Consider the following 5,930-nt stretch of genomic DNA (forward strand, 5'->3'; position numbering starts at 1 on the left):
TCCGAATCCTGGATCATCTTTTGAATCTCTTCCTCAGAAAGCCCGCTCGATGCCGTGATCTTAATGGACTGCTCCTTGCCGGTCCCTTTGTCCCTGGCCGAGACATGAACGATACCGTTCGCATCAATATCAAAGGTGACTTCGATCTGCGGGACCCCTCTCGGCGCCGGGGGAATCCCGACCAGTTCGAATCTCCCCATGGACTTATTATCTCCCGCCATCTCCCGCTCACCCTGCATGACATGGACACTGACCGCCGGCTGATTGTCGGATGCCGTGGAGAAGATCTGGCTCTTTCTGGTCGGTATCGTGGTGTTCCGTTCGATCAGTTTCGTAAAAACACCGCCCACGGTTTCAATGCCGAGAGACAGGGGGGTCACATCAAGAAGCAGCACATCTTCCACCGTCCCCTTTAGAACCCCGCCCTGGATTCCTGCGCCCATGGCTACGACCTCATCAGGGTTGACTCCCTTATGAGGCTTTTGCCCGAAGATCTTTTCTACGGTTTTCTGTACCAGCGGCATCCGGGTCTGCCCGCCGACCAGGATGACCGAATGGATATCCGTTATGCTGATGCCGGCATCAGCAATGGCCTGATGACACGGCCCGACTGTCTTCTCAACCAGATCCTCAACCAGGGATTCCAGTTTCGCCCGGGTCATCCTGATATTCAGGTGTTTGGGGCCGCTCGAGTCGGCTGTAATAAACGGCAGATTGATATCCGTCTCCATGGCCGTGGAAAGCTCGATCTTGGCCTTCTCCGCCCCTTCCTTCAGGCGCTGCAGGGCCATCTTATCCCTTCTCAAGTCAAACCCCTGTTCCCTCTTGAACTCGGAGGCCAGATAATCAATGACCCTCTGATCAAAATCTTCTCCGCCAAGGTAGGTATCGCCGTTGGTGGATTTGACCTCCAGAACCCCTTCCCGGATCTCAAGGATTGAGATATCGAAAGTCCCTCCTCCCAAATCATAGACAGCGACCAGTTCATCCCGCTTCTTGTCCAAGCCGTATGCCAATGCCGCCGCCGTAGGCTCGTTGATGATTCTCAGAACCTCAAGCCCGGCGATCCTGCCTGCATCCTTGGTGGCCTGTCTTTGGCTGTCGTTGAAGTACGCCGGAACCGTGATCACAGCCTCGGTGATCTCTTCCCCGAAATAGTCCTCTGCCGTCTGTTTCATCTTTTGAAGGACCATCGCGGAGATCTCGGGCGTGCTGTAATCCTTGTCCCGGATGGAGATCAGGACATCCCCCCTCGGCGACTCCTTAAGAAGGAAAGGAAGGTTCTCCATGGCCTTCTGGACTTCGATGGACCGGAACTTCCGGCCGATGAACCGTTTCACGGAGAATACCGTATTCTCCGGATTGGTGACGGCCTGCCGTTTGGCCACCTGCCCGACCAGCCGCTCTCCATGTTCCGTAAAGGCGATCATCGACGGCGTGGTGCGGCTCCCTTCAGAGTTCTCAATCACCTTAGGGTCCTTCCCGTCCAGAACGGATACACAGGAGTTGGTGGTACCGAGATCTACACCTATGACTCTGCCCATAAGACACTCACTCCGAAGATAGGGCGATCCTCATCGCCTTAATTTCTGAAGAATCACTCTTCATCGTTCATGACCGTTTCAGCCTTGTCCCGGGATTTTTTGGAAACCTTGACCATAGCCGGCCTGATCAGCCTGTCCTTCAGGATATATCCTTTCTGAAGTTCCGAAATCACCATGTTTTCTTCATACTCGTCCGCAACCTCGTGTATCACCGCTTCATGAAGACGAGGATCGAAAGGCTCACCCATGGCCCTCATCTCCTTCACACCGTACTTATCCAGGATGTCCTTCAACTGTTTCAGAATCATCTCCACGCCCAGCGCGACCCCTTCAGACTGATCATGATTTTTTGTCTGTTCAATCGCGCGTTCCAGATTGTCAACCACGACGAGAATATCCTTGATCATCCCTTCGTTGGCGTACTTGATGAATTCCGACTTCTCTTTATCCATCCTTTTTTTGTAATTCTCAAATTCCGCGTAGACCCGTAAAAATTTGTCGTAATTTTCTTCAGCCTTCTGCTCGGCGGCTTGAATCGCGCTCTGCGCCTCGGATACAGCGGCTTCTTCAACCGAGGCTTGGGCTTGATCGGCAGGGCTCCCGCCTGCCGTCTCATCGAACAGCGCCTGCGATTCTTCAATATTTTCTTTTCCGGACTGAAACTCTTCTTCTCTCCCGCCGGAAACATCCTTGCATTCATCAGACATAGGATACAAGTCTCCTCTCTTAAAAAACTCAAAAAAATCGGCCGCGCAGGTTAGGACTGACCGCTTATGAATTGGCTGAGAAGTTGGGACGTACAATGGACCACTGAGATCACCTTGGAATAATCCATGCGTTTCGGACCGATGATGCCCAGGGTGCCGACCACCTTGTCTTTGTACTTGTAATTGGCTGTAACCAGGCTGCAGTCCTCCAAGATCCGCATCGGGTTCTCAGAACCGATGTACACCACCACCCCTTCAGAATCCATGCTCCTGTCCAGAAGCTGTACCAGGATGGATTTTCTCTCAAAAGCCTGCAAAATCTTCTTGACTCTCTTCAGGTCCGAAAACTCCGGGAGGTCCACGATATTGGAAGCCCCTTCCATATAGATCTGACCGTTGGTCCCAAAAAATTCGGAAGATGATTCATCCGCCAGAAAGATTTTTCTCAATAAATTCTGATAGAGCTGCATATCCGCCGCCATCTTCCGGACAATCCTTTCCCGGACCCCCTCCAGGGTGAGCCCGCAGAGTTCCTCGTTGGCGTAGGAGGTCAGTTCATTCAGATCATCCTGAGACATATTCATGTCCGTTGAAATCAACCGGCTGTGGACCAACCCGGACTGGGAAATTAGGATGAGAAGGATCTCATGGTTCGAAAGACGGATAAACTCCATATGGTTGTATATGATATTGGAGAGTTTCGGAGCCAAAACCAGACCGACGTAGTGGGAAACCATTGAAAGGATCTGCGATGTTTCCTGGAACAGCGCATCCACCTCTCTCCTCCGTTTCAGGGTGACATAATGTCTCGCGACCTGGTCCACGTCCTCTTTGGAATGCCCTATGTGATCCATAAGATGATTCACATAGAAACGATACCCCATGTCCGTGGGAACCCGCCCGGCTGATGCATGGGGCTGCGTGAGATAGCCCATATCATCCAGATCCGCAAGAACGTTCCGGACCGTCGCCGGGCTCAGCTTAAGATTGGTTTTCTTGACCACGGTCCTCGAGGCCACAGGTCCGCCGGTATTGATATAGTTATGGACCAATGAAAAAAGGATATCCTTGGTCCTTTGATTCAGATCCATGGTTTCATCACCCTATCGTTGATTTCAGATATGTTTATTCTATCTCTCCAAACATTCTAAGTCAATATTTTTTAAAGGCTTTTTCCCTGCCTCTCTTGTCTTTTAGTCCGAAAATCTCCCCTTATCAAGAGAGATCCTCTTCATATGAGTATAAATATAACATTAGCAATCTCTGCTTTCAAGTGCTAATACTGTAACAACTCGCCATTTTCATGTCAAGTAAAAAGAACCTGGGAAAAACGCTTGTATGCTTATATAAATCCTTGTTTTCATAGGTTTTTATACCTTTCCTCTCCACAGACGCACCCTGACTTCATAACAACCTTGTGAGAGGGTTGACAATCTGATATGATTGCTTGAAAAGATCGTATGGAGATGGATCAAATGCGAAAACCTGTGGTGGCCATTGTGGGAAGGCCCAACGTGGGGAAATCTACGCTCTTCAACCGGCTCATCCGGAAAAGAAAGGCCATTGTCGGCGATCTTCCGGGCATCACAAGGGATCGAAATTATGCCGTAACGGAATTCGATCAATGCCCCTTTATTCTGGTCGACACCGGAGGCTTTGTTCCGGACTCCCAAGACCCCATCATGAAGCAGATGATGGAGCAGGTTCAGTTGGCCGTAGAAGAGGCGGATTGTATCCTCCTCATCTTAGATGCCAAAGAGGGATTGAATCCTATGGACCGGGAGATCCATGATCTCCTCCGCAAAAAAAATAAGACGGTCCTTCCGGTGGTCAATAAAGTCGACGGGGCCAAACAGGAAGGCGCAGTCTATGATTTTTACGAGCTCGGAGCGGATCGTCTCTTTGCCGTCTCTGCGGAACACGGCATCGGGATCCATGATCTGATGGAAGAGATCGTCCGATCATTCCCCCAGGGAGAACCCGGAGGCGAGGAAGCCTTCACGAGGATCAGTGTCATCGGAAGGCCTAATGCCGGCAAATCCACGCTCATCAACGCCCTGATCGGTGAGAATCGGCTGATCACAAGCGAGGTCCCCGGAACCACCAGGGATACCATCGACACCCTCTTTGAGTATCAGGGAGAGTCGTATCTCCTCATAGACACCGCCGGAATCCGGCAGAAATCCAAAATCACCCACCGGGTTGAAACCTACAGTGTCATCATGGTTCTGAAGAGCATCGAGCGGTCGGACATCTGTTTGATCCTCATCGATGCCGCAAAGGGGGTCACCGAACAGGATCTCAGGGTAGCGGGCCTCGCCCATGAGGCCGACAAGGCCTCCATCCTGCTGGTGAACAAATGGGATCTGGTTAAAAAGCAGATTAATCAAAAGCAATTTCTGGAGGATCTCCGATTCCAGCTCAAATTCATGGACTATGCCCCGGTCCTTTTTGTCTCGGCCCTGACCGGAGAGCAATTGAAAAAAATCTTCCCCGTTATTCAAGAGGTTAAAAGATCCTATGACCGGAGGGTCACGACGGCCAAAGTGAACCAGGCCTTACAGCAAGCGGTTTCCAATCATGAACCTCCTTACTACAGGAGATCCAGGATCAAATTCTTTTACGGGACCCAGATCGAAACGGCGCCCCCGACCTTCGTCCTCTTCGTCAATGCCCCAGCCGGAGTCCATTTTTCCTATCGGCGTTATATTTCCAACCAGATCCGCAGCCGTTTAGACTTCCCTCATGTGCCGATCCGGGTCTTTCTGAAAAAAAGGAAGTAAGTTATGCCTTGAGCACACTTCGGATCAGGTTTGGATCCACGTCGTCCCGGATCACGACCTTACCGATCCTTTCAGGGAGGACAAAGCGGACCTTCCCATCCCTGACCTTCTTGTCGTGTGAAAGAATCCGGATCACTTCCTCCGGATTCAGTGCAGGCAGGGCCGTCGGAAGCCCGATCATAGTCAGAAGCTTCTCCAGACGGGAAACCACGTCCTCATCACAGAGTTTCATGGCATGCGAGATCCTGGCGGCAGCCGCCATGCCCATGGACACGGCCTCACCATGGACGTATCGGGTATATCCGGTCAGAGACTCTATGGCGTGGCCGAGGGTATGGCCGAAATTCAGGATCACCCGTCTTCCGGATTCGCGCTCGTCCTCCTCTACGATGGATGCCTTGGCCGCTGAGGAGGATCGGACCACCTCGGTCATGGCTGAGGATTCCTGTTTCAATATCTCCTGGACGTGTGATTCCACAAAAGAAAAGAAACCGGGATCGAGGATCACCCCGTACTTCACCACCTCGGCCATACCTGCAAGCAGCTCTCTATCCGGGAGGGTTTTCATCAGACTCAGATCGCAGAGGACCAGCCTCGGCTGATAAAAAGCGCCGATGAGGTTCTTCCCCTTTGGATGATCCACACCGGTCTTACCGCCGATGGCGCTGTCCACCTGCGCCAGGAGGGTGGTGGGAATGTTGATGAAATGCACGCCTCGCATATAGGTGGCCGCGGCAAAGCCGGCCAGATCACCGATCACCCCGCCGCCCAGGGCCGCGATCGTGGACGTCCGGTCCATGTCGAAATCCACCAGGGCGTCATAAATTTTTTCCGCCATAGCAAGGGATTTATAAACCTCTCCGTCGGGGATCTCGATCATCCGCACACGGAATCCG

The 5,930-nt window shown here is 51.9% G+C and carries 5 protein-coding genes; 1 reads left to right on the forward strand and 4 read right to left on the reverse strand.

What is annotated here, in order from left to right:
* The 3 genes from AUK29_01830 to AUK29_01840 form a co-directional block, all read right to left on the reverse strand.
* Window positions 1-1,544 (reverse strand): molecular chaperone DnaK (locus tag AUK29_01830; protein ID OIP65867.1); only part of this gene is annotated, 1,544 nt, incomplete at its 3' end.
* A 53-nt stretch (window positions 1,545-1,597) separates the two neighbouring features.
* Window positions 1,598-2,251, reverse strand: a complete 654-nt coding sequence (locus AUK29_01835) for a nucleotide exchange factor GrpE (protein OIP65868.1) — start codon at window positions 2,249-2,251, stop codon at window positions 1,598-1,600.
* Between the two features lie 50 nt (window positions 2,252-2,301).
* Complete coding sequence (locus AUK29_01840) at window positions 2,302-3,342, reverse strand: heat-inducible transcription repressor HrcA (protein ID OIP65869.1); 1,041 nt, start codon at window positions 3,340-3,342, stop codon at window positions 2,302-2,304.
* A gap of 384 nt (window positions 3,343-3,726) precedes the next feature.
* Here AUK29_01840 and AUK29_01845 point away from each other — a divergent pair, with 384 nt between their 5' ends.
* Window positions 3,727-5,034, forward strand: a complete 1,308-nt coding sequence (locus AUK29_01845; GenBank protein OIP65870.1) for a ribosome biogenesis GTPase Der — start codon at window positions 3,727-3,729, stop codon at window positions 5,032-5,034.
* Window position 5,035: 1 nt separating this feature from the next.
* Here the strand turns inward: AUK29_01845 and AUK29_01850 are convergent, their stop codons facing one another.
* A complete protein-coding gene (locus AUK29_01850) occupies window positions 5,036-5,914 on the reverse strand; it encodes a 3-dehydroquinate synthase (protein OIP65871.1) in 879 nt (292 codons plus the stop codon).
* Between the last annotated feature and the right edge of the window lie 16 nt (window positions 5,915-5,930).

The organism is Nitrospirae bacterium CG2_30_53_67, assembly GCA_001873285.1.
GTDB lineage: Bacteria > CG2-30-53-67 > CG2-30-53-67 > CG2-30-53-67 > CG2-30-53-67 > CG2-30-53-67.

Excerpts from the sequence above, each read along its gene's own strand:
- AUK29_01835 (OIP65868.1), bottom strand. The coding sequence starts at position 2,251 with ATGTCTGATGAATGCAAGGATGTTTCCGGCGGGAGAGAAGAAGAGTTT.
- AUK29_01840 (OIP65869.1), bottom strand. The coding sequence starts at position 3,342 with ATGGATCTGAATCAAAGGACCAAGGATATCCTTTTTTCATTGGTCCAT.
- AUK29_01845 (OIP65870.1), top strand. The coding sequence starts at position 3,727 with ATGCGAAAACCTGTGGTGGCCATTGTGGGAAGGCCCAACGTGGGGAAA.
- AUK29_01850 (OIP65871.1), bottom strand. The coding sequence starts at position 5,914 with ATGATCGAGATCCCCGACGGAGAGGTTTATAAATCCCTTGCTATGGCG.